The 3226-nt window shown below is 69.3% G+C and carries 4 protein-coding genes; 3 read left to right on the forward strand and 1 reads right to left on the reverse strand.

All coding sequences use genetic code 11. The features are described from left to right. Nucleotides 1-183: 183 nt before the first annotated feature. On the forward strand, nucleotides 184-990 hold the full coding sequence (locus E4L96_RS05010) for an alpha/beta fold hydrolase (RefSeq protein ID WP_135206125.1): 807 nt from the start codon (nucleotides 184-186) through the stop codon (nucleotides 988-990). Next, nucleotides 987-2165, forward strand: coding sequence for a PAS domain-containing sensor histidine kinase (locus E4L96_RS05015; RefSeq protein ID WP_135206126.1), 1179 nt, complete (start codon nucleotides 987-989; stop codon nucleotides 2163-2165). The genes E4L96_RS05010 and E4L96_RS05015 overlap by 4 nt, the downstream gene beginning before the upstream one ends. A gap of 14 nt (nucleotides 2166-2179) precedes the next feature. Here the strand turns inward: E4L96_RS05015 and E4L96_RS05020 are convergent, their stop codons facing one another. Continuing rightward, nucleotides 2180-2734 carry a hypothetical protein gene (locus tag E4L96_RS05020; protein WP_135206127.1) on the reverse strand — a complete coding sequence of 185 codons (555 nt, stop codon included), beginning with the start codon at nucleotides 2732-2734 and terminating at the stop codon, nucleotides 2180-2182. A gap of 233 nt (nucleotides 2735-2967) precedes the next feature. On the opposite strand from E4L96_RS05020, the gene E4L96_RS05025 reads away from it, so the two are divergent. Beyond that, the coding region (locus E4L96_RS05025) for a response regulator (protein WP_135206128.1) at nucleotides 2968-3226 on the forward strand (259 nt) is incomplete at its 3' end.

A 3226-nucleotide genomic window follows, 5' to 3' on the forward strand; every position in this document is an offset into this window, starting at 1 on the left:
CCGATGACCTGTGCCGCGCGGCGGACCGCGCCATGTACCGCGCCAAGGCCCGCGGCCGCAACTGCGTGGCCATCGCGGGCGAGCCCGACCCGGCCCCGGCGGCCTGAGCGTCCGTGCCGTACGACCAGTCTTGGCGCAATGCATATAAAATGGCGGACCACATTTTTCGGACTGCCGGCCTGTATGTCCATACTCGAACGAAATGCAGTCCGCGTCACCGGGCACGGTCCGGTCACGATGATCTTCGCCCACGGCTTCGGCTGCGACCAGAACATGTGGCGCTTCCTGGCGCCGCGCTTCCAGGACCGGTACCGGGTGGTGCTGTTCGACCATACCGGCAGCGGCCGGTCCGACCTGTCCGCCTACGATCCGGCCCGCTATGCCACGCTCGATGCCTACGCGGAGGACCTGCTGGCCATCCTCGATGCCGTTGAGGCGCGCGAGACGATCGTGGTCGGCCACTCGGTCAGTGCCATGATCGGCCTGCTGGCCACGATCCGGCGCCCGCGCCAGTTCCTGGCCCAGCTGATGGTCGGTCCGTCGCCGTGCTACCTGAACGACGGCGACTACCAGGGCGGCTTCAGCCGCGCCGACATCGAGGAGCTGCTGGCCACCATGGACAGCAACTACCTCGGCTGGTCGAGCGCGATGGCGCCCACCATCATGGGCAGTCCGGAGCAGCCCGAACTGGCCGAGGAACTGACCAACAGTTTCTGCCGCACCGACCCGGCCATCGCACGCCAGTTCGCCGAAGTGACCTTCCTGTCCGACCTGCGCCCGCAGCTGCCGCAGTCCACGGTGCCGGCCCTGATCCTGCAATGCAGCGACGACCTGATCGCGCCGCGCAGCGTGGGCGACTACATGCACGCGGTGCTGCCCGACAGCGAACTGGCCATCATCGACAACGTCGGCCACTGCCCGCATCTGAGTGCGCCGCATGCCAGCGTCGCGGCGATGGAGCGCTTCCTGCGCGCGCGCCGGCTGGAATGAACGACCCGGATCCCCACGCGGCGCAGTACGACCGCGCGCCCGCCGGCCTGCTGGTGGCCACGCCGGAAGGCCGCATCCTGGACGTCAACAGCACCCTGTGCGCCTGGCTCGGCTACAGCCGGGGGGAGCTGCTGGAATGCCGCGGCATGTCCATGCTGCTGACCATCGGCGGGCGCCTGTTCCACCAGACCCACCTGGCGCCCCTGCTCCAGATGCAAGGTTCGGTGGCCGAAGTCCAGCTCGAGCTGAGACACAAGGACGGCCAGAAGCTGCCGGTGCTGACCTCGATCGTCCGCGTGCGCCTGCCGCAGCAGGCGCGCCAGGACGAATATGCCTTCATGCTCTCGCGCGACCGCAAGAAATACGAGCAGGAGTTGCTGGCCGCGCGCCAGCGCGCCGAAACCGCGCTGGACGAACGCCGCAGCGCCCTGCAGGCCCTGTCCGCCAGCGATGCCGAACTGCGGCGGCTGAACAGCCAGTTGGCGCTGGCCAACCAGCGCAAGGAGGAATTCCTGGCGATCCTCGGCCATGAACTGCGCAATCCGCTGGCAGCACTGGCCAACGCCGTGGAGCTGATGCGCCTGCGCGGAGGGCTCGATCCACAACTGCGCCGCCTCACCGAGGTGTTCGAGCGCCAGATCGGCACCATCGAGCATCTGTCCTCCGACCTGATGGACGCCGCGCGCATCGGGCAGGGCAAGATGCATCTGGACATGGCGCGGGTGACGGTCGGCGACGTGATGCAGCGCGCCCATGAGATGGCCGCGCCACGCTTCGCCGCCGCGGGGCAGCAGCTGGTGCTGGTGGCGGGGCCGGACGCCTTGGTGGAAGTCGACATGGTACGGCTGGTGCAGGTCACCGGCAATCTGCTCAGCAACGCCTGCAAGTACAACCGCACCGGCGGCACCACCTGGCTCAGCCATGGGCGCGAAGGCGGCCAGGCCGTCTTCCGCGTAAGGGATGACGGCCCGGGCATCGACCCGGCGCGCCTGGGCCACATCTTCACCATGTTCGAGCAGCTTGACGCGGCGCCCGACCGGGCCCAGGGCGGGATCGGCATCGGCCTGGCGCTGGTCAAGGGGCTGGTGGAACTGCATGGCGGCACGGTGGCGGCCGCCAGCGACGGCCTGGGCCACGGCTGCACCTTCACTGTGACCCTGCCGCTGGCGGCCTGACCGCCTCCCTTGGCTCAGCTCTGGAATTCGATGCGGTTGTTCTGGTAGCTCCAGCTACGGTAGGGGCCCAACACACGGGTGTTCTCCTTGCTGCCCGCGTGGGTGGCGGCGCGCTGAAGGCGGCGCTGCAGCACCGGGTCGGCGAGTGCGCCGGTGGTGGCGGTGAAGACGTCGCGCCGCACGCTGGCGTGGGCATCGAAACCGCGCGAGACGATGGTCAGGGTCCGCGTGCGCGGGTCGAAGTAGAAGCGCATGGCGTCCGTGTTCATGTCCTGCATGTAGACGCCGCCTGCGCGCTGCTGGGCGACCAGATAGTCGCTGCAGACGGCCTTAGGTTCGCGCTGCCAGCTGCAGGCCAGCAGGATCAGCACGTGGCGCTCGTCCAGCGGGCGCACCGAGATCCAGCCCGCCGAGTAGCCCCAGCCGTTGCGCGGCGCGGTCGAGGAGGAGGCCAGCGTGTACTCGCCGGCGATCTGCTGGATCGGCTGCGGCGGCGCAGGCGGCTCGGGCTCGGCGGCGCGCACGGCGCCGGCCGCCAGCAGCAGCGGCAGGACAAGGGAACGGATCATGACGATGGCAAGTTGTGTAGCAACGGCGGCATTGTAAGACAGGCGGGGCGGCTCATCGGAGCGCGCGTGCTGTTCCGCCAACGTGGGCCAGCGGCAACACTCTGCTCGGCAATGCGTGGCCGGGGACACAAATAATGCACGCGCGGCGCAGGTTCCCTGCCATAATTCCCTGACCGCCCTGCCCCGCGTCCCGCAATTGCAGCCCCAGCCCGCTGCCTCGACTGTTTCTCCCCATGCTTCGGATTCTTGTTGTCGACGACAATGTCGACGCGGCGGACACCCTCGCCCTCATGCTGACCCTGCACGGCCACGAGGCGCACGCTTGCCACTCCGGCAGCGCGGCGCTGGCGCGGCTGGACAGCGGACCGGCGCCCGACCTGATGTTCATCGACCTCGGCATGCCGGGCATGGATGGCTTTGCGCTGTGCGCGGCGGTGCGCGCCCGCTGCCCTGCGCCGCTGCCCTGGCTGGTGGCCCTGAGCGGCTGGGGCG

The organism is Zemynaea arenosa (assembly GCF_004614185.1).
Lineage (GTDB): Bacteria > Pseudomonadota > Gammaproteobacteria > Burkholderiales > Burkholderiaceae_D > Telluria > Telluria arenosa.

Coding starts and splice junctions, on each gene's coding strand:
- E4L96_RS05010 (WP_135206125.1), top strand. CDS start 184: ATGTCCATACTCGAACGAAATGCAGTCCGCGTCACCGGGCACGGTCCG.
- E4L96_RS05015 (WP_135206126.1), top strand. CDS start 987: ATGAACGACCCGGATCCCCACGCGGCGCAGTACGACCGCGCGCCCGCC.
- E4L96_RS05020 (WP_135206127.1), bottom strand. CDS start 2,734: ATGATCCGTTCCCTTGTCCTGCCGCTGCTGCTGGCGGCCGGCGCCGTG.